This is a genomic window from Fibrisoma montanum (assembly GCF_003583365.1).
GTDB classification, from domain to species: Bacteria; Bacteroidota; Bacteroidia; order Cytophagales; family Spirosomataceae; genus Fibrisoma; species Fibrisoma montanum.
Window position 1 is genome coordinate 109,116 of the sequence record NZ_QXED01000012.1, and the last position, 20,174, is coordinate 129,289.

A 20,174-nucleotide genomic window follows, 5' to 3' on the forward strand; every position below is an offset into this window, starting at 1 on the left:
CAGTAGAGAGCAGATGGTCTACTGGGGTGAACAGGGGTTTGTCAGAAAAGAACTTACACTTTTCCCCGCAAAAAATCAGCTGTATAGTTCGTGCCTTCGGGCAGCGCTGCCATTTGCTCGGGCGTGCCGGTAAAGGTTACGTAGCCGCCCGATTCGCCACCTTCCGGACCAAGATCGATGATGTGGTCGGCAGATTTGATAACTTCCATATTGTGCTCAATAATGAGCACCGAGTCACCCTGATCAACCAGGGCGTTGATGGCTTTCAGCAGCTTACGGATGTCGTGGAAATGCAGACCCGTAGTCGGCTCGTCGAAAATGAACAGCGTTTGGCCCTTGTTGGGATTGCCTTTGCTCAGAAACGACGCCAGCTTCACCCGCTGGGCTTCCCCACCCGACAGCGTGTTCGCCGATTGGCCCAGCCCGATGTAGCCCAGCCCCACTTCCTGCAAGGGCATCAGCTTGTCGGCCATTTTAGAGTCAGCTTTGCGGAAGAACTCGATCGCTTCATCGACAGTCATATCCAGAATATCGGATACGTTCTTATCGTGCAGCGTCACTTCCAGCACCTCCTGCTTGAAGCGTTTGCCGTTACACCCCTCGCACCTGAGGTAAATGTCGGCCATAAACTGCATCTCGATCTTTACTTCGCCCTCGCCCTGACACACTTCGCAGCGGCCCCCGTCGACGTTGAACGAAAAGTGCGACGGTTTGTAGCCACGCGCTTTCGCTATCTGCTGATCGGCCATCACCTGACGGAGGTAATCGTAGGCTTTGATGTATGTGACGGGGTTCGACCGGCTCGATTTGCCAATCGGGTTCTGATCAATCATCTCCACGGCCGCAATCCGATCAATGCTGCCTTCCAGCGAGTCGTACTTACCTGCTTCTTCGGCCGCGTCGCCTTTCAGGCGGCAGAGGGCCGGGAACAGTACCTTCCGGATCAGCGTACTCTTGCCCGAGCCCGAAACGCCCGTCACGACCGTGAGCGTATTGAGCGGGATGCGCACGTCAACATTTTTGAGGTTGTTCTCCCGCGCGCCTTTCAGCTCCAGGTAATTGGTTGCCGTCCGCCGGAACTTCGGCACCGGAATCGTTTCGGCCCCGGTCAGGAAGTCGATGGTGTGGGAGCGAAGGGCACCGTTGCCTGTGCCATTATCCTTTGCTCCGTGCTCCAACCCCTGCGCAATGTCATCCCAGGTGCCCTGAAACACGAGCTGACCCCCATGTATGCCTGCATCGGGGCCAATGTCGATAAGCTGGTTGGCCGCCCGCATCACTTCCTCTTCGTGTTCAACCACGATCACGGTATTGCCCATGTCGCGGAGCGACTCCAGAACGCTGACCAGCCGCTGCGTGTCGCGGGGGTGCAGGCCAATGCTCGGTTCGTCGAGAATATACATTGAACCAACCAGCGCCGAGCCAAGCGAAGTCGCCAGCTTGATACGTTGGTATTCGCCCCCCGACAGCGAGTTGGTCAGGCGATTCAGGGTCAGGTAACCCAGTCCCACGCGCTCCATGTAATCAAGTCGGTTCCGGATCTCGACCAGAATACGGTTGGCAACCTGCTTCTGGTGAGCGGGCAGTTCCAATGATCGGAAAAATTCGGCCACCTGTGTAATCGGCATCAGCACCAGATCCGTGATGGACTTTCCGGCTACTTTCACGTAGCTGGCATCCTTACGAAGCCGTGACCCCCGGCATTCCGGGCAGGTCGTTTTGCCCCGGTAACGCGACAGCATCACCCGGTACTGCACCTTGAACGTCTGGCTCTCAACAAAATCAAAAAAGGCGTTGAGGCCGTTGAAGTATTGATTACCCGTCCAGAGCAGCTCCTGCTCGGCAGGCGTCAGGTCTTTGTAAGGCCGGTGAATGGGAAAGTCGAAGCGAATGCCGTTTTTAAGCAGTGGGCGCAAAAACTCTTCACTCATCTTCTCACTCCGCCACGGCATAATAGCCCCCTCAAACACCGACAGGTTCTTGTCAGGAATGACCAGGTCAGGATCGATGCCCAGCACTTTGCCAAAACCATCGCACCGGCGGCACGCACCGTAGGGGTTGTTGAACGTAAACAGGTTGACACTTGGCTCTTCGAAGGCAATGCCGTCCAGTTCAAACTTGTCGGAGAACGTCCGTGAGTCGGCTGGAGCACTGGACCGCCCGACCACATCGACCCGGCAGATGTTGTCGCCTTCGTTGAAGGCGGTCTGCACCGAATCCGAAAAGCGGTACTGCGTGTCCTCGTCGGGCTGGCCGGCGTCGTCGAACAGGACGGTGCCGCGGTCAATCAGGATTTCAAGGGTAGCGCCGGAAGCCAGCGCGTTGATCTGTTCGACGGGGTGTTCCAGCAACTCCTCAATCTGAACCACCTGCCGACCCGTCGGACCGTCATCGGCAACGATCCGGGTATAGCCCTTCTGCAGCAGAATTTTCAGTTCGTAGTCGAGGGTCCGGCCGGGATGGATAATCAGCGGGGCCATGATCATGACCCGCTGCGACGAACCGTCCGGCTCGGGCGTATGCTGGAAAATGAAATTAACAACGTCGGTAACGGTGTCTTTTTTCACTTCTCCGCCCGATATGGGTGAATACGTAACCCCCGCCCGTGCAAACAGCAGCTTGAGGTAGTCATAAATTTCGGTGGAGGTTCCAACGGTTGACCGGGGGTTGCGGGTCGTTACTTTCTGTTCGATGGCAATGGCCGGCGAAACGCCCTTGATGTACTCCACCTCGGGTTTTTCCATCCGGCCCAGAAACTGCCGGGCGTAACTGCTCAGGCTTTCAACGTACATCCGCTGCCCTTCGGCAAACAGTGTATCGAAAGCCAGCGACGACTTGCCCGACCCCGACAGGCCGGTCAGCACCACCAGCTGGTTGCGGGGAATGGCAACGTCAATATTTTTAAGATTATGTACTTTCGCCCCCTTGATAATAATAAATTGCTTGGGGTCAAGGTAATCAACGGAACGTAGGTTCTCGGTTTCCGTGGTCTGAATCATTCCGGTTCGTTAGCAAACTCTATCTAAGTTCTAACGGTTTTGATTGAAAGTTGGTTTCTATACGGAATAAGGATTACCAGTGATTACACAGATTTAACAGACCGGAAACGTAGCGAACCGGTTGCGCAGTCTGCATAATCAGGGGAAACGTCGAAACTGATGAATTATGGATTTCGCCGAAGAAGATATCATCCGGCTAGTGGCCGCGCTGCTGATGGGCGGACTAATTGGTGCCGAACGGGAATACACCGGCAAAGCGGCCGGATTCCGGACAACGATCATGATCTGTGTCGGGTCGACGCTGTTCACACTGGCGTCGGGACGTATTGGCGGCAGTGGCGACCGGATTGCGGCCAACATCGTTAATGGAATCGGCTTTTTGGGGGCCGGCATAATTTATCGGGAAGCAAACCGGGTCAAAGGACTAACGACGGCCGCCACGGTCTGGGCCGTATCGGCACTTGGTATGTGCCTGGGGGGCGGTCAGTATGACATTGCGCTGATGGGCTTCGTGGTCATTATGGGGGCATTGCTGCTGCTCACCGGCTTGTCGCACCGGATCGGTAAGGTAAACCAAAGCCGCGAGTATAAAATCGTGACGCAGTTCCGCAATAAGACACTGATTCAGTACGAAAAATTTTTCGAGGAGTGCGGCCTGTCGCCAACCCGACGCCAGCAGCAACGAATTGGTACCGAAATCATCGGTCACTGGCACGTAGAAGGCTCCGAAAAGAACCATGAAAAGTGTATCAAACGACTGCTGAACGACCCGGATGTAAAAGAATTCACCTTCTAATTTCGTTACTGTAAATGATCTTCAATTTTGTACAATCAACCATGAATCATATCGGAAAACTAATGTTACTCACCGCATTGCTGAGTAGCAGCGTTGCATTTGGGCAGCTAACCGCCGACCCTGAAGAACGTCGGGACCAGGGTAAGGACCCGCTCCGGACGCAAACCCCGGAAGGGCGCCCGTTGCCGTTTAGCCAGCGGATACGGTTTGGGGGTGGAATCAACGGCTTCCGGTTCGGTAATCCGTTTAGCCTGGGTGTATCGCCGGTGGTGGCTTATCAGGCAACCGAGCGGTTGCTGGTCGGCGTTGGTGGCACGTATAATTACACGCGCTACAAAGGCTATACGACGACGGGGACTACGGTTCCGCTCGAAACCTACAATCAGTACGGTGGCCGGGGCTTCGCCATGTTCGAAATCATTCCCGCTATCCTGCCTAACCTGTACGCGCATGGCGAGGTAGAAACCACGTCAATTCAGGTGACGGAGAACCAGACTGGCCGCAAAGCCAGCTACGGTCTGACGGCTCCGTTGCTTGGTCTGACCTATTCGCAGCCGATTTCACGGCGGTTTGGCATAAACCTGACGGCACTGTACAATCTGAACTATAACCAGAATCAGGCCTTGTCGCAGGCTATCTACGGCAGCCCGTTTGTGCTACGTTTGTCGTTTTTCTAAGCAAAACACGCCTAAAACGCGAAACGCCAGCCGATCGGCTGGCGTTTCGCGTTTATTTCTGAATCTGTTCCCAGATTAAGTCGGCAATGACCTGCATGCCCGCGTCGTTGGGGTGAGCCGCTACGCCGGGGTCAGCGTACTGAGCGGCAAAATACTGGCCTTTCCCCTCGATCACGCTGACTTCGGCCAGAGCGTAGCCTTTCCGGGCCACTACGTTGCGAATGGACTGGTTGGTGCGCGGCCGATTCCAGACGCTGGTTGTGCAAACGACTTTTGCCGGGCCGGAGAACTGCACCAGCCGGTTAAGCAGCCGCTCAAACGCCTGCTCGAAGTTGGTCCCACTAACGTCGCCTTCGTTGACGTTCTCACCAATCCGGACAACGATCAGGTCGGGCTTAAACTCCTGCAACTGCGCATTAAATTCGTCGAGGTTGTACGAAACAAAATTACGCTCGAACCCACCGCCCGATTGCAGTCTGAATGTGGCCTGCGGGAAGATGGTGGTCAATTGCTTATCGAGCAGGTGAACAAAGTCTTTGTCGCGGGCAGAAGCCGCCATACCGTTGAAATTAAACCAGCCCAGGTTGGGCGCCGGGGCGTGGTTCATAATGCTGTTGCCGACTACGAACATACGCTGGAAGTAAGGCGAAAACGTAGCCTGTGTCGTCTGTGATACCAGGTCATTGATTCGGGTGCGGGCCAGAACGGGTGTTTTGGTGATAGCCGCCATCTGGTTCCCTTCCGTCCAGGTCTTGCCATTATCATACGAGTATTCCAGCACCGCCCCTATCGGCATTGATGACGCCGACAAGCGAACGCTGGTACCGTAGGCAATCTTGCCCCCCTGCGGCTCGAAACTGGGTTTGGGAAGGCCCTGCGGAGGGAGTTTGGGTGGTTGAAGCCGCTGAATGGCAATGGAAAGGCAATTGGGTTCGCACGCAGACTTAACCGGCTGTTTTGTGTCCTGTACGCGCCCGATGGTTTCGAGTTGAGCGCAACCAGATTGCCAGAAACACAGCACAAGCAGAGAGGTAAAAAAATAGCGAACACCTATTCGGCCGGCCGTATGACGATACAAAAGCTTATCCAAAGCGAAAGCAACTAAGGTCCAGCCGAGCACATCGCCAAAAGTGTGCCAATTTTTTACATCAACAGGCAGTGGTATAAAGCCATCCATAAGCTGGCTGCATAGCACGGTGTTCATCGGTAGCGCGTTATAGAACAGTAGGTTTACGAGCATATAATCGGAACAAGTCGAAAGTTGTTGGCGAGGATGCTTAATTTTGCTGGAGTCTACCCATACGGCTATGGCTGCGAACGCTGTTAATAAGATCAGTATAGCAGCCGGCGCGGGACAGTTACGTTGCCCGGGCTAACACTGTATGATCAGCACTACTGTATGAAAAGAGTTCGCTTTTACTCATTAGCGATTGGTTTTGCCCTGATGCTGATACTACCGACACTGGACAACGTGTTTCATCTGTCGGACCGCTTCGCCGGAAATGAAAACCGCCGGTTGAGTGAAAAACCAACGTTTCGCTTTCCGCACGTCGGTACGTACGTCAGTCAGTTCGATCGGTATTTCAAAGAAAACTTCGGATGGCGAAATTTCCTGTTTTTTATTTATAGTCGCTGGAAATATTATGGGTTAGGTACGTCGCCCCTGCCCGAAAAGGTTGTAGTCGGCCGCAATGGCTGGTTTTACCTGGGTAATAGCTACAACAACGTAGTGCAGCAGCACCAGGGGCTGATGCCGCTCTCCGTCGATTCGGCCCGGATCATCACCCGGCGGCTCGTAGAACACCAGCAGCAATTGGCCCGGCAGGGTATAAAGCTGTATATTTTCATTGCTCCCGATTCGCACACCATCTACCCGGAATATCTGCCGGACCACCTGCGGCTATCAGACCGCCCCTCGCGGCTGGATGTGTTCAGGCAATACGTAACGCAGCACTCATCGCTGCCGCTGGTGGATGTGCGCGATACGTTGAAAAACAGTCGGCAGCAGTACGAAGTATATTACCGGACCGACACCCACTGGAATGACTACGGCACCCTGGTAGGTTGTGCGGCTTTGATCGAGCGGATTCGGCAGGATATACCAACGATCCCCCCAGTGCGTAAAGCTGACTTCCGCATTACGTCAATGAGTGGGGGCGGGGGCGATCTGGTGCAGATGCTGACGCTGGAAAAAGAGGTAAAAGACCGCGTTTTCTACGACATTAAGCCCGCTCCATTTCTAACCGCCCGGCAAACGTCTACCGTACCCGATACCGTGACAGGTCCGGCCCGTTCCGGATTCCCGTCACTGCGGTTCGTGGGGCCGGAACCCCAGCGACCCCGGCTGCTGCTGATCGGCGATTCCTTCAGCCACAGCATGACCCAGTTCATGCCCGGCTACTTTGGCGAATCGTACTTCGTCCGCACCAGTCGGCTCGATCCGGCTTTGATCGAGGCCGAGAAACCAGACGTAGTCGTGATCGAAATCGTGGAGCGAAACCTCGACTGGCTGGCCCGTTTTTGACCGGATAACCCAGCATCAGAGACGTACTTGATTGACCGTCGGTATTAATTTATGATTAAAATAATGAGAAGTTGTAATAAGACACGAATTATGAAACTACTGCCCCATTTTTGTATAGAAGTAGAATAAACGTACTTTACAAAAAATCAGTTGTAAGCCTTTTTGCTATAAACCATGCTGTTCAGTTCAGCGACATTCCTCTTTTTTTTCCTGCCGCTCTTTTTGCTGCTTTACTACCCATTGCCGCACCGCTGGCGAAATGCGTTTTTGTTCGGCGCGAGCCTGCTTTTCTACGCCTGGGGTGAAGGGCCGGTTGTGCTGATTTTGTTACTGTCGGCTTTTATCAATTTTGCAGCGGGCTGGCTGATTGAGCGCGGTCGCCGGAAGGCGGGGCTCTGGTTGTCTTTGGTGGGCAGTTTGTCGCTGCTGTTTTATTATAAATACACCAACTTCCTGGCCGATACGGTGCGGGGGACGATCCAGGTGCTGGGCCTGTCGGGGGCGGATAGTATGCAGTTGGCGCAGATAGCTTTGCCCATCGGGATCAGCTTCTACACCTTCCAGGGCATCTCGTATACCCTCGACGTGTACTGGGGCCGTATCCGGGCTAATAAAAGTTTTCTGGACTTTGGTACCTACGTTGCCATGTTTCCCCACCAGATTGCTGGTCCCATCGTTCGCTACGCTGATATTGCTCCCGAACTGGCCGAACGCCACGTAACCATCGAAAAGTTTGGCGTCGGGGCCGAGCGGTTCATTATTGGTCTGGCCAAAAAAATTCTGCTCGCCAATACGTTCGCCAGTGTTGCCGACACCATTTTCAACGCGCCGGTTAACAGCTATCCGGCCGCAACGGCCTGGCTGGGTATCGCTGCGTATACCCTCCAGATCTACTTCGACTTTTCGGGGTATTCTGATATGGCCATCGGGCTCGGCAAGATGGTTGGGTTCGATTTTAAAGAAAACTTTAACTACCCCTACATTGCCCGATCCATTCAGGATTTCTGGCGTCGCTGGCACATCTCGCTGTCGAGCTGGTTTCGCGATTATCTGTACATTCCGTTAGGGGGCAACCGGGCCAGTAAGCTCCGGACGTACCGCAACCTGTTGATTGTGTTTTTCGTGACCGGTCTGTGGCACGGGGCCAGCTGGAACTTTATCATCTGGGGCCTTTACCACGGTGCGTTTCTGCTTATCGAACGCGCCGGCCTGGGCAAGCGGCTGGAGCGAGTCTGGCCTCCTGTTGCCCACGCTTACACGCTCCTGGTTGTGATGATCGGGTGGGTGTTCTTCCGGGCGGCCGATCTGACCTCGGCCATAACGTACCTGCAAACGATGTTTGGCCTGACGGCGGCCCCGTCGGTTATGGCTTACCCGTTGTCTTATTTTCTGAACGCCGAAGTAATTGCTACACTGGTGCTGGGTGTAGTGCTGGCTACACCCGTGTATCACCGTTTCCAGCAAGGCTGGCAGCGGCTGCAGGCACGGCTGGTGGTGTCGGCTGCTCGCTATACCCTGGATCTGATTTATGTTATGAGCCTGTTCGGGCTGTTTATCATGGCCGTTATGTATCTGGCCGCTGATACCTACAACCCATTCATTTACTTCCGCTTTTAACCGCTATGTCACATGGCTTCTGCACCGATTCAGTATGAAAAACAGGCACCGGGCTCGTTGAGGGCTGAGCAGAAAAGGAGTAGAAAGTCAATACGTCCCTGGCTGCTGGCGGTTGGATTTGGTATGCTGCTGGCCCTGCCGACCGCCGAGCGCTGGCTTGGCTTAACGGATACATTTCAAAGTACGGAGAATCGTCGGCTTACGCCATTTCCTACGTTTCACTATCCGCATGTTCTCACCTTTGTTCATGAACTGGATCAGTACTGCAAAGAAAGTTTCGGCTTTCGGAATGCGTTGTTCTACGAGTACAGCACCTGGAAGTATGACATGCTGCATACATCGCCCCTGCCCGAGAAAGTAGTGATTGGTAAACAAGGCTGGTTGTTTGTAGGAAATAGCTATAACCGCGTGATTGATCAGCACCGCGGGTTTGTACAACTGCCGGACGAAGCGCTGCAACAGATCGAACAGAAACTGCTGGCGCGGCACCAGGAATTGAAGCGGGTGGGCATCCGCTTTTACGTACTGATTGCGCCGGATTCGCACACCATCTACCCCGAATTCCTGCCCGATGCGTATCGGACAGACGTACGCCAGCCGTCGTCGCTCGACCGGCTGACAGCCCGTATTCAGCAACACGGAACGCTTCCGCTGATCGATCTGCGCGACACCTTGATGCGGGCTAAACACCGATATCAGGTTTATTATCAAACCGATACACACTGGAATGAGCCCGGCGCACTGATTGGCTGCGTGAGCCTGGTGGATCGTATCCGACATGACGTACAGTCGATACCACCGCCTTCATCTGCAATGTACCAAATCCGCCGTCAGCCGGGGGGATACGGTGATCTGGCCTTGATGCTTGCTTTACAAAGCCGCCTGCACGATACGTTTAAATATACGGTTGGGATAGCGCCTGAGCGAAAAGCTCACCAATTAGCCGAATTCGACATGCCGGGACATTATCTGCCAGCCGCTAAGTATGCCGGACCCAACAGGCAGGCGCCACGGCTGTTGCTGTTCGGTGACTCATTCAGCCACAACCTGATCAAGTTTTTGCCCGGCTATTTCAGCCACACGTACCACATCTACCAGACTACGTTTAATCCCAAACTCGTCCAGGCCGAAAAACCGGACGTTGTCGTTCTCGAAATTGTGGAACGGGATCTCGACAAGCTGGCTTTGTTCTGATCAATCAGCCCGCATCACCGACGTCGCTGGTGACGAAGCCGGCCGAAGTCCGAGAATGAGATCAGCCGCTTTTTCGCCGATCATAATTACCGGAGCGTTGGTATTGCCCGATACGATCGTGGGCATAATGGAGGCATCGGCCACACGAAGGCCTTCAACGCCCCGGACGCGCAAAGCCGGGTCAACCACCGCCATAGGATCAGAAGGACCATCCGGACCCATTTTGCAGGTCCCTACCGGATGATAGACGGCTTCCAGCTGCTTGCGGATGTGAACCAGTATGGCTTCGTCCGAACTTCGGTCAGATGGCGTTTGTAGTCGGCGGCAATAGGGACCAAAAGGGGCTGCCTGCATCACCTCTACCGCTTTTTTTACGCCTTCAACCAGTACTCGCTGGTCATCCTCATGCGACAGGTAGCGTGGATCAATAAGAGGAGCATCGAGCGGGTTGGCTGACCGGATGCTTACGTTACCCACGCTCTTCGGCTTCAACAGCGTCGGCAGAATTGTGTACCCATCGGTGGTCGGATACGTAGCCATGTCGTACATATCGCCGGAGTAATCATCGCCGAGGTGTACCGGCGCAAACTGGAACTGCATGTTTGGCCGATCGGCAGCCGAATCAAGGGTAAGAAACGCGTTCGCTTCCAGCGGCCCAATGGTCATAGGTCCTTTTCTGGAAAGCAGATACTGCATCAACGCCTTAAACTGGTTGAGCGGTTTCAGCACCGAATTGCTTGAAACGGGTTGCGTGCATAGACTGCTGACACCGGTAAACAGATGATCCTGTAGATTCTGACCTACGCCCGGCAAATCCTGAATGACGTCAATGCCGTATCGTCGCAACGTATCGGCCGGTCCAATCCCCGAAAGCATCAGAATCTGCGGTGAGTTAAATGCGCCGGCCGATACAATCACTTCCCGCCGGGCTTCAGCCGTTTCGGTCGTGTTTTTACCAGTCAAAAAGTCAACCCCCGTTGCCCGGCCATTTCGGATAACAACCCGGTGGGTATGGGCGTGCGTAATAACGGTTAAATTTGGACGCTTTAATGCCGGTTTCAGAAAGGCCGTGGCTGCACTGTGTCGCCGGGCGTTTTTAATCGTAAACTGAAAATATCCGGCTCCTTCCTGCTGCGCACCGTTGTAGTCGGGGTTGCGCCGAATACCCGATTGTTCGCAGGCATCAACAAACGCCGTGGCCAGAACCGTACGGTACTGCTGGGCAAACGTTACGTTCAGCGGGCCATGCTGACCATGGTACAACGAATCAAGCTGGGTGATTTGCTCGTTATGTTCCGAGCGGATGAAGTATGGCAAAACATCGTCATACCCCCAGCCCGTGTTGCCAAAGGATGCCCAGTCGTCGTAGTCGAGTCGGTTGCCCCGGACGTAGGCCATGGCATTGGTCGAACTACAGCCGCCCAACGTTTTACCCCGGGGTTGGTACATTCTCCGACCATCAACGTCGGGCTGGGGTTCTGTCCAGTACCCCCAGTCGACTGCAGAACCGTGGAGTTTGGCGTAACCAGCCGGAATATGAATCTCCAGTTGTTTGTCCGGCCCGCCGGCTTCAAGAACCAGCACCGAAATGGCCGGATCTGCGGAAAGTCGGTTTGCCAGCACACAGCCCGCCGAACCGGCTCCAATGATAATGTAGTCGAATTTCATAGCTGCAGGAGGAACGTACCGACTATGAAATTACAATTTTCCCTGAAAAAATTTGATTAAAAAAGCGGTTGGGCCAGCGAGTGGCGTCAGATTCTAACCCTGACACCATTCGCTGACCCAACCGCTTTTTATGTGATTATGAAGGCAGTTCGGCCAGTACCGTTACCCCCCCCTTTGTACGATCACCGATTTTTACTTTTACTTCGGCGTCGAGAGGCAGGAATACATCGACGCGTGACCCAAATTTGATGAAACCCAACTCAGTGCCTTGTTCAACGGGCTGGTTCTCTTTAACGTACCAGACAATTCGCCGGGCAACAGCACCCGCAATCTGACGTAACAGCACCTCGACCCCGTTGGCGAGTTGGATAACGATCGTGGTACGTTCGTTTTCTGTACTGGACTTGGGATGCCAGGCTACCAGGTATTTACCCGGATAGTATTTAAAATATCGAATAATACCAGTCACAGGATTCCGATTGACGTGTACGTTCAGGGGGGACATGAAGATGGAAATCTGGCGACGTCGTTCCTTAAAATACTCGCTTTCCTCAGTCTCTTCAATGACTACGATGGTACCGTCGGCGGGGGCAATGACCTGGCTTTCGGCTACGGTCAACTGACGATTCGGTACCCGGAAAAACTGAACGACCAGCCCAAACAGAATCAAACTCGCCACCAGGAGTACGACAATGGCAGTTGGTTGGCTGGAAAACAGATAAAAATAAGCCAGAAGATTCAGGGCCAGTAGAACCAGCCCTGTCGTGAGCATAATCGTATACCCTTCGCGGTGTAAGCGCATGAATGTGCGTGTTCGGTTTTCGGTTTATGGCAGGCAACCTTCGATATCGGTCAACTACCGGACAAAGATAAGCAACCTCTTGCCGTAAACCGAAAACCTACTGCCGATCTTAATAACCGCCACGGTACTTATACGTACTGGCGACCTTGTCGATGGCAACGATGTAAGCGGCCAGCCGCATCGGAACCTGAAAGCGCTGCGACGTTTCGAACACTCGGTCGAAGGCATCTTTCATAACCCGGTCGGCCCGGCGGTTGATCCGGTCAAGAGTCCACTTGTATCCAATGCGGTTCTGCACCCACTCGAAATACGAAACGGTGACTCCACCCGCATTGGCCAGAATATCCGGTACGACCAGAATTCCTTTGCTGTTAATGATTTCGTCGGCGCTGGCTGACGTAGGGCCGTTGGCGCCTTCAACGATCATCTTGGCCTGAATCGACCCGGCGTTTTCGTCGGTGATAACGTCTTCCTTAGCCGCAGGCACCAGCACATCGACCGCCAGCGAAAGCAGTTCTTCGTTCGTAATCTTTTCGGCTCCGCTGAAGCCGTCCAGCGTGCCATTGTTGGCGTTACGATAGCTCATGGCTGCCGTGATGTCGATACCTTTCGGGTTGTAATAGCCGCCCGAAATATCGCTGATAGCCACCACGGTAACGCCCCGTTCGTGGAGGAGTTCGGCCGCAAAAGACCCAACGTTTCCAAAGCCCTGGATAGCCGCCGTTGCCCGGTAGGGATTCATACGGAGCTTGTCCATAGCTGATAGGGCAGCAACGGTAACCCCCCGACCGGTAGCCTCCGTTCGGCCGAGTGATCCACCCAGCACCAGCGGTTTCCCCGTCACGACGTTGTTGATCGTCATGCCCTTCGATTTCGAATATTCATCGACGATCCAGGCCATTTCGCGGGGGCCCGTACCCATGTCCGGGGCCGGAATGTCGCGGTCGGGACCAATAACGTCGAGCATCGCTACCGTGTATTGCCGAATCAGCCGTTCGATTTCGCCAGCCGACATCTCCCGCGGATTGCAGGCGATACCGCCTTTGGCACCACCGTACGGAATATCAACAACGGCGCATTTCCAGGTCATCCAGGCCGCCAGAGCCCGTACCTCGTCGAGGTTTACGCCCGGATCAAGCCGAATGCCGCCTTTGGCGGGGCCAAGAATGTTCGAGTGTATGACGCGATACCCTTCAAATACCCGAATGGCACCGTTATCCATCGTAACGGGCAACCCCACAATAACCTGACGGGCTGGTACTTTGAGAATATCATACATTTCATCGGAGATGCCCAGCATCCGGGCTGCCGCGTCAAAGCGCGACATCATCGACTCAAGTGGATTTTCCTTATCTTTTATAGGAGCCGGTTCAATATAAGCCATGGCCATAGTATTACTTCCCTCTTAAAACGAGTTTATTGATGAAGTGTGTTACAAACATAACAAAAGCTAAACGATAATGTGAAAGGTATATTTTTTCTCCAATTAATCTAAAAATTAATCGACCGTATATTCGTTAACCGGTAATTCAATTACCCCAAATTGTTGTTCATAATGAATTAACATAGCCAAATAATAGTTTGAAAAATAGGGCAGTAGCATTTTGATAAAAAACGAAAATTTTTGACGGCAGGGGTTCAATCAATTGAAAACCGCCAAGATTCCTTTAATTTTGTACTATACTTGGTCGTTCACTATTACACTACTTTCGACTACTCGCTATGGTTCAGGAAGAAAAGAAACGCTATTCGGAGGAAGAGCTAAAGGAGTTTGAAGAGTTAATTAGCCAGAAGCTCGATGCTACCCGGAGCGAGCTGAACTACATCAAAGAAACGCTGAGCAAGCGTAATGATAGTGGTACGGACAATACGTCGGGTAACTCAAAGCTTCTCGAAGACGGAGCAGATACCAGCGAACGTGAAAACCTCAGTCAGTTGGCGGCCCGTCTGCAAAAGTTCATTCAGCAATTGGAAGCGGCCATGGTCCGCATCAAAAACGGTACGTACGGCATTTGTAAAGATACCGGTAAGCTGATTCCAAAAGAAAGACTTCGGGCTGTGCCACATACGCAACAGACCATCGAAGCTAAACTGCGGCAGGCAAATTAGAGTATATCAAATACGTGCCCGAAACTTGCTGTAGCTTTATTACCGCTACGGCTGATAGCACTGGCACTATAGAAAAGGAGGTTCGGCATTGCCGGATCTCCTTTTTTAGTTTGGCAACTGAATAGTCATTGAAAAACTCAGTTATCTGGCATTACATATACCCGAGAGCCTACTTTGTAAAATAGGGATTTTTTTCCACAGACCTGTTACTAAAAATCGCTAACCTTTTATAATCTAAAACGCTTTATAAACGTACCGCCGACTAAATAGTCAATTATACGCCTTCTGAAAACCTTTATTACGACCGAAAAAGCGGCCTGGTGCAAAAAACGACCACTTATACGCTGCTAAGTACTTTTTCAGAACAAAATGGACAATTATTTGTAGATACGGCAGGGTAAAATCAAATACGTACGGTCATGTTAGAACGTCTTGAAGAAATACGGGAAAATATATTCCGCTATCTGGAGGCCCGGATTGAGTTATTTACGCTCGAAACCCGGGGTAAAGTGGAGGAGGGGGTTGTAGTCGGGGTGCATGGCATTGTTCTGGCTTTGCTTGGAACAATGACGACCATTTTTCTTTTCAGCCTTCTGGCTGCTTATCTGAACGAAGTGACAGACAGCCGATACATAGGCTTTCTGATCGTCGCTCTGTTTTTCCTGGTCCTGACGGTTATCTGGGCCCTAGCCAAAGACTTTTTTAAAGGGAAAATCCGGTCGATGGCGTACGGCATTTTAAAGAAAAATCAGGAGAAAAAAGAAGAGGACAAATCGCAGGCGGTACAGGATCTGATGGAACAGGCCCGTACGACGATCAATAATGACGATCGGTACAACCCGACAACCTCTTCCAACCAGCCGGTTCGTTAACACGCGGTGGTCTCATCAATTCGTTTACACTAACTTTAATTTCATAAAAGCATGGAAGACCCTAAGGTACCTTTCGCTGACACAACTGCCCGCCGGGCTCAATTAATGGCTGCTACGGAGCGTTTTAAGTCATCAATTAACACTAGTGTGGATGCTATTAAAGGTGATGCAACAGAAATCGGTAAAACGACTGCGCTTGTGGCAGGTGTTGGATTAGCCGTATATTTGATAGCAAATGCTATTTTACCAAAGTCGGACGAGTATCGTTATGCTGAAAAATACGGTGAGCGAGACGACGACGACTACGATTATGACTATGACCACGATGATGTGAGTGCTGATGCTAAATCGGCACCGACTAATCGTAAAGTAATCGAACAGCAAGCAAAAGAGACACAGAAATCATCGGCTATCAGCGGTTTGATTGGCGGTCTGGTTACGTCCGTACTGACTAACATCGCCCGCGAACAGTTGTCTGGTCTTTTGGCCCGTATCCGAAATAATAATGCGATCAATCCAACCGCAGAACCAAAGCATCGGGAAGAGCAGTATCACGAAATGGCCCCAACAGGACCTGCTAACTACTCTACGCAACTATAAATTATCAGGCCAGAAAGCGTTTGCCGTCTTGCTCGATCCGGATAAGGTCGAGCAAGACGCGTTTTTAACCCTGTTGGAACGTACGCATACGTATCCGGTTGATTTCTTTTTTGTGGGGGGGAGTTTGATTACCAGCTACACCCACAAAGAACTGATTAATACAATTCGTCAGCACTCGGCAACGCCAATCATTCTTTTCCCGGGCAATCCGCTGCACATTGAGCCTTCGGCTGATGGTATCCTGCTCCTTTCGCTTATTTCGGGCCGCAATCCGGAGTTTCTGATCGGCCAGCACGTTATTGCGGCTCCGTTGCTCAAACAAAGTAATCTGGAGATTTTGCCCACCGGTTATATGCTCGTTGATGGTGGCGCACAGACAACCGTTTCGTACATTAGTGGTACGTTGCCACTGCCCCACGATAAACCCAGCGTGGCGGCCTGTACGGCCATGGCCGGTGAACTGCTCGGGCTACAGTTAATTTATCTGGATGCTGGTAGTGGAGCCCGCCGGTCCGTGTCGCCCGCGATGATTTCTGCCGTCAGGGAAGTGGTAGATCTGCCGATTGTGGTAGGGGGCGGCATTAATTCGGCCGAAAAAGCGTATGCTGCTTTTCAGGCCGGCGCTGATCTTATCGTTGTTGGAAATGGTATTGAGCAAAATCCGGATCTGCTTCCTGAATTGTCGGCGGTAGTGCAGGGATTCAATCAGTCTTTAGTGCAATCGTAACGTATGAAACCAGTTCTTTCCGGATTGCTGCTGGTGGCGGCAGTCCTGTTATGGCAGCCGTCGAATGGCCAGGCCTCCATCCAGCGAAACGGCGAAACCATTTATACCGAAGTAGAGCGGCAACCTGAGTTTCCGGGGGGGAAACGGGCTTTGAGTATGTATTTGATGAAGAATGTTAAATACCCCAGTGTGCTGTCAAAAACGAACTATGACCCCGGAAAGATTATTGTCAGGTTTGTTGTGGCTAAGAATGGAGTTGTCAGAAACGTCGAAATTTCGTCTAAACCGGCGGCCGCTGAAGCTCAGCAAAGTCTGCAGAATTACCTGGCGTCTATTCTGAACGCGATCGAGAAGATGCCGCGCTGGCGCCCGGCAGAAGTGAACGGCGAACGGGTAGCGAGTCTTTACATCCTGCCGGTGCAGGTGTATGTTAATTAAAGAAGGAGAAAAGCATGAGGGAGGAATGAAGAAAGGATATTGCCTTGCGGTTTCCTCTTCTCCGTTCCTCCCTCCTGCTTTTCTCTTGTCTTCCTATACGTTCATCAGCGATTCGCGACGGCGCATTTTGCCGGCCGGAATGCCAAACATCATCTTAAACCGGCGGCAGAAGTAAGCCGTATCCTTGTAGCCAACCTCGGCTCCAATTGCCCGGATGCTCTTTTTGCTGGTCCGGAGCAAACCAACGGCGGCTTCCATACGCTGGTATTCGATATAATCCTGCGGATTTATACCGGTCAGCATTTTGAAGTACTGACCCACGTAATCTTCGGATACGTTGGCCACGTTAGCCAGCACCTTGTTCGACAGATCGCCACCCAGATTTTCTTTGATGTAAGCAAAGATGTCGATCAGACGAGGGTCTTTGAAATACGTGCTGTTGGTTACAAGCTGCTCAACAAACAGGCGATTCTTCAGAATGTATCGAATGACTTCAATGACAATCTCTTCGGTCTTGATTTTGATAATACGCCCTTTGCCGGCCAGATCGGTCATTTCTTCGGCCAGGATCTGGTTAATTGTATTGGACAGGTGATCTTCCCCCTTGATGATGAACGGCGGTACGTCCAGCGAATTGAAAAAGTTGACCGAGTCAAACACTTTAGCTTCGAACGACACGAAACCGAATGAGTTCGGCTGATGACCAATGAGCCGGGGGTCGTGGTTGCCTTCAAAATACAACTCCCGGTGGGTCATAAACTCTTCGTTCGAGACAACCTTCGTGTTCGACGAGTCGCCATATGTAACGGTCACGTGCTTGCCGCCCGGAATAAAGAGCATATCGCCCACGTCGACCATTGTTTTTTCTTCCCCAATCGACACCTCGCCACTGTACAGAATTAACAACGTATTCTCTACGTCGTAGTAATTCTTGATAGTGATTGGCTGCAGAATCCGGATGTTACGGGCCTTGATGAACTTAACACCCAGCGATTCGATAATTTTATTATAATCTTCCATGGCTGAAAGGGATGTTCCGCGTGGTCGCTTGTTAATGGAATTTGCACAAAACTAATAATTTGTACAAAACTAATACAAGTATAAAAGTTTCCAAAAAATAAAAAAAAGAGTGCGTATTCGCAATGAACACGCACTCATGTTTCTAAAAATTTACTTTTAACAGGAAACAAGCTAGCGGATAAGCTCCCGGGCTATCACTAATTTTTGGATTTCAGAAGTACCTTCGTAGATCTGCGTGATTTTGGCATCCCGCATCAGGCGCTCCACGTGAAATTCTTTGACGTAACCGTAGCCGCCGTGAATCTGAACCGCTTCGGTAGTAGCCCACATCGCTACGTCAGAAGCATACAGCTTAGCCATAGCAGCCGCCTGAACATAATCTTTGTGCTCATCTTTCAGACGGGCGGCTTTGTATACCAGCAGGCGGGCCGCTTCTATCCTGGTTGCCATTTCAGCCAGCTTGAACTGAATTGCTTGATGGTCAAAGATTTGTTTGCCAAACGCCTTCCGTTCCTGCGCATATTTCAACGACAGTTCGTAAGCCCCGGCTGCTATACCTAGGGCCTGGGCTGCAATGCCTATACGCCCGCCGTTCAGGGTCGACATGGCAAATTTAAAGCCGAAGCCATCTTCGCCAATACGGTTTTCTTTGGGAACCTGTACGTCCGTGAACAGCAGCGAGTGCGTGTCCGACGCCCGAATGCCCATCTTATCTTCTTTCTTGCCGACCGTAAAACCGGTCAAACCTTTCTCAACGATCAGGCAATTGATACCCCGGTGTTTCTTTTCCCGATCGGTCTGAGCGATGACGAGCGCTACGCCGGACGAATTGCCATTCGTGATCCAGTTTTTAGTACCGTTCAGTAAATAATAGTCTCCTTTATCTTCGGCCGTGGTCTGCTGCGACGTAGCATCCGATCCGGCTTCGGGTTCCGACAGGCAAAAAGCGCCGATCATTTCGCCGGATGCCAGCTTCGTCAGGTATTTTTGCTTTTGCGCTTCGCTGCCATAGGCTTCAAGACCCCAGCACACCAGGGAGTTGTTGACCGACATGATGACCGAGCAGGAAGCATCGACCTTCGAGATTTCTTCCATGGCCAGTACGTACGAAACGGTGTCCATGCCACCGCCACCGTAGTCAGGCGAAACCATCATGCCCAGGAAGCCAAGCTCGCCCATACGTTTTACCTGCTCGGTAGGGAACCGGGCTTCGTTATCGCGCTCGACAATACCGGGCAGTAATTCATTCTGCGCAAAATCGCGGGCCGCTTCCTGCACAGCGAGGTGTTCTTCCGATAAATTAAAGTTTAAACCTTGTAGTTCCAGCGTTGCTGTTGACATAGCAAATACGTGGTTATTTGTTTGTTGTGAATGGTGTAAAGATAAGAAAAAATAGGCTTTGAACCGTATGCATGCATACGGTTACGTAGGGGTTATGCCATAGAGTACCCGAGTAAATTTCATTCAAAACGAAGCCATTCGCTTCGTAAACCTCCGTGCAATCGCGTAATCAACGGCAACGAAGCGGTTGCTTACTCAAAAAGTAATGTAATAAGCTCGGCTACGCAGGCAGGTTTGTGCTTACCTTCGACTTCAAATGCACACTCGATGATGGCCCTTACGCCATTGCCATCCTCGTTTTTATTCTGCGGTTCGGCATGATGCAGCCAGGCTTTTGCCCGCAGGCGGCTGCCGACCGGCACGGCATTGGTAAAACGGATTTTATTGGCACCGTAGTTAATCGCCAGCTTTACGGAATCGACGGAATAGATTTCGCCAAGCAGTTTCGGAGCCAGCGATAAGGTCAGAAAGCCGTGGGCAATGGGGCTTTTGTAGGGTGATTCCCGGGTCGCCCGTTCGGGGTCGGTATGAATCCACTGGTGGTCGCCGGTTGCCTGGGCGAACAGATCAATCATTTCCTGGGTGATCGTCATATAGTCCGATTCACCAAGCGACTGGCCCGCGTGGGCCGAAAATTCTGCCAGATTAGCGAAGGTTTGCATGAAACTAATTGGGTAAGACGTGATAGAAGTAAAGAGGACGTAGTGAGCACGCAGCTGATTTATGCACGTTACGATTTTCCTGTTTACACCTTGTTCCTTCTAAGTAATTCCATAAGTTTTGCATTTTT

General features: G+C 52.0%; 18 protein-coding genes. 10 read left to right on the plus strand and 8 right to left on the minus strand.

The genetic code is table 11. The features are described from left to right. Positions 1-53: 53 nt before the first annotated feature. Positions 54-2,999 carry an excinuclease ABC subunit UvrA gene (uvrA, locus tag DYU11_RS29105; protein WP_119671262.1) on the minus strand — a complete coding sequence of 982 codons (2,946 nt, stop codon included), beginning with the start codon at positions 2,997-2,999 and terminating at the stop codon, positions 54-56. Positions 3,000-3,165: 166 nt separating this feature from the next. Between uvrA and DYU11_RS29110 the strand changes: the two genes are divergently transcribed. Together DYU11_RS29110 and DYU11_RS29115 are read left to right on the plus strand one after the other, a co-directional pair. Next, a complete protein-coding gene (locus DYU11_RS29110) occupies positions 3,166-3,795 on the plus strand; it encodes an MgtC/SapB family protein (protein ID WP_119671263.1) in 630 nt (209 codons plus the stop codon). Between the two features lie 41 nt (positions 3,796-3,836). After that, entirely contained in the window at positions 3,837-4,472 is a 636-nt protein-coding gene (locus tag DYU11_RS29115; protein ID WP_119671302.1) for a hypothetical protein, read from the plus strand. A gap of 52 nt (positions 4,473-4,524) precedes the next feature. Here the strand turns inward: DYU11_RS29115 and DYU11_RS29120 are convergent, their stop codons facing one another. After that, positions 4,525-5,712 carry an SGNH/GDSL hydrolase family protein gene (locus DYU11_RS29120; protein WP_229366106.1) on the minus strand — a complete coding sequence of 396 codons (1,188 nt, stop codon included), beginning with the start codon at positions 5,710-5,712 and terminating at the stop codon, positions 4,525-4,527. A gap of 159 nt (positions 5,713-5,871) precedes the next feature. On the opposite strand from DYU11_RS29120, the gene DYU11_RS29125 reads away from it, so the two are divergent. The 3 genes from DYU11_RS29125 to DYU11_RS29135 all read left to right on the plus strand — a co-directional run bounded on the left by DYU11_RS29125 (position 5,872) and on the right by DYU11_RS29135 (position 9,807). Next, positions 5,872-6,996, plus strand: a complete 1,125-nt coding sequence (locus tag DYU11_RS29125; RefSeq protein WP_119671264.1) for an alginate O-acetyltransferase AlgX-related protein — start codon at positions 5,872-5,874, stop codon at positions 6,994-6,996. Between the two features lie 174 nt (positions 6,997-7,170). Further along, entirely contained in the window at positions 7,171-8,613 is a 1,443-nt protein-coding gene (locus DYU11_RS29130; protein WP_119671265.1) for an MBOAT family O-acyltransferase, read from the plus strand. Between the two features lie 12 nt (positions 8,614-8,625). After that, on the plus strand, positions 8,626-9,807 hold the full coding sequence (locus DYU11_RS29135; protein ID WP_119671266.1) for an alginate O-acetyltransferase AlgX-related protein: 1,182 nt from the start codon (positions 8,626-8,628) through the stop codon (positions 9,805-9,807). On the opposite strand, the gene DYU11_RS29140 is transcribed toward DYU11_RS29135, so the two are convergent. The 3 genes from DYU11_RS29140 to DYU11_RS29150 all read right to left on the minus strand — a co-directional run bounded on the left by DYU11_RS29140 (position 9,808) and on the right by DYU11_RS29150 (position 13,661). Continuing rightward, entirely contained in the window at positions 9,808-11,475 is a 1,668-nt protein-coding gene (locus tag DYU11_RS29140) for a GMC family oxidoreductase (RefSeq protein WP_119671267.1), read from the minus strand. A 136-nt stretch (positions 11,476-11,611) separates the two neighbouring features. Next, positions 11,612-12,277, minus strand: coding sequence for a phosphatidylserine decarboxylase family protein (locus tag DYU11_RS29145; protein WP_119671268.1), 666 nt, complete (start codon positions 12,275-12,277; stop codon positions 11,612-11,614). A 109-nt stretch (positions 12,278-12,386) separates the two neighbouring features. Continuing rightward, positions 12,387-13,661, minus strand: a complete 1,275-nt coding sequence (locus DYU11_RS29150; protein ID WP_192579096.1) for a Glu/Leu/Phe/Val family dehydrogenase — start codon at positions 13,659-13,661, stop codon at positions 12,387-12,389. A 338-nt stretch (positions 13,662-13,999) separates the two neighbouring features. On the opposite strand from DYU11_RS29150, the gene DYU11_RS29155 reads away from it, so the two are divergent. The 5 genes from DYU11_RS29155 to DYU11_RS29175 all read left to right on the plus strand — a co-directional run bounded on the left by DYU11_RS29155 (position 14,000) and on the right by DYU11_RS29175 (position 17,023). Next, the gene (locus tag DYU11_RS29155) at positions 14,000-14,386 is read left to right on the plus strand and encodes a TraR/DksA family transcriptional regulator (protein ID WP_009285269.1); all 387 of its coding nucleotides are present in this window, start codon (positions 14,000-14,002) and stop codon (positions 14,384-14,386) included. Positions 14,387-14,805: 419 nt separating this feature from the next. Next, complete coding sequence (locus tag DYU11_RS29160; protein ID WP_119671269.1) at positions 14,806-15,258, plus strand: phage holin family protein; 453 nt, start codon at positions 14,806-14,808, stop codon at positions 15,256-15,258. Between the two features lie 51 nt (positions 15,259-15,309). Beyond that, positions 15,310-15,858, plus strand: coding sequence for a hypothetical protein (locus tag DYU11_RS29165; RefSeq protein ID WP_119671270.1), 549 nt, complete (start codon positions 15,310-15,312; stop codon positions 15,856-15,858). Continuing rightward, the gene (locus tag DYU11_RS29170; RefSeq protein WP_119671271.1) at positions 15,764-16,585 is read left to right on the plus strand and encodes a phosphoglycerol geranylgeranyltransferase; all 822 of its coding nucleotides are present in this window, start codon (positions 15,764-15,766) and stop codon (positions 16,583-16,585) included. The genes DYU11_RS29165 and DYU11_RS29170 overlap by 95 nt, the downstream gene beginning before the upstream one ends. Before the next feature lie 3 nt (positions 16,586-16,588). Further along, on the plus strand, positions 16,589-17,023 hold the full coding sequence (locus tag DYU11_RS29175; RefSeq protein WP_147368067.1) for an energy transducer TonB: 435 nt from the start codon (positions 16,589-16,591) through the stop codon (positions 17,021-17,023). Positions 17,024-17,116: 93 nt separating this feature from the next. Here DYU11_RS29175 and DYU11_RS29180 read toward each other — a convergent pair whose 3' ends face one another. The 3 genes from DYU11_RS29180 to DYU11_RS29190 form a co-directional block, all read right to left on the minus strand. Next, complete coding sequence (locus DYU11_RS29180) at positions 17,117-18,043, minus strand: AraC family transcriptional regulator (RefSeq protein ID WP_119671273.1); 927 nt, start codon at positions 18,041-18,043, stop codon at positions 17,117-17,119. A gap of 171 nt (positions 18,044-18,214) precedes the next feature. Continuing rightward, positions 18,215-19,384, minus strand: a complete 1,170-nt coding sequence (locus DYU11_RS29185; RefSeq protein WP_119671274.1) for an acyl-CoA dehydrogenase — start codon at positions 19,382-19,384, stop codon at positions 18,215-18,217. Positions 19,385-19,575: 191 nt separating this feature from the next. Beyond that, positions 19,576-20,046, minus strand: a complete 471-nt coding sequence (locus DYU11_RS29190; protein ID WP_119671275.1) for a MaoC family dehydratase — start codon at positions 20,044-20,046, stop codon at positions 19,576-19,578. Positions 20,047-20,174: the final 128 nt, after the last annotated feature.